This window comes from Streptomyces exfoliatus, from assembly GCF_000725545.1.
GTDB classification, from domain to species: domain Bacteria; phylum Actinomycetota; class Actinomycetes; order Streptomycetales; family Streptomycetaceae; genus Streptomyces; species Streptomyces exfoliatus.
In genome coordinates this window covers 1-202 of sequence record NZ_JNZP01000129.1, presented here as the reverse complement: position 1 = coordinate 202, position 202 = coordinate 1, and the positions used below count along the sequence as shown (strand labels likewise).

1 protein-coding gene is annotated in these 202 nt (G+C 68.3%); it reads left to right on the top strand.

What is annotated here, in order from left to right; all coding sequences use genetic code 11:
* A partial coding sequence (locus IO20_RS37350) for a hypothetical protein (RefSeq protein WP_037637122.1) occupies window positions 1-202 on the top strand: 202 nt, incomplete at both ends.

Sequence of the window (202 nt, the reverse complement as noted above, 5' to 3'; positions counted from 1 at the left end):
CTACCAGGACAAGGACCCGATCGGGACCGGTGACGATCTGGTCGAGTACCAGGTCCACCGCTCGATCAGCCAGACCTTCACCCCCTCCTCCGCGACGCTCGTCGCGCCGGTCGCGCCGGGGACGACGGCGTTCACGGACTCGTCGGCGACGCCGACGAAGGGGGATGATCCCGACCCGTTCGGCCGCGCGTACTACTACATG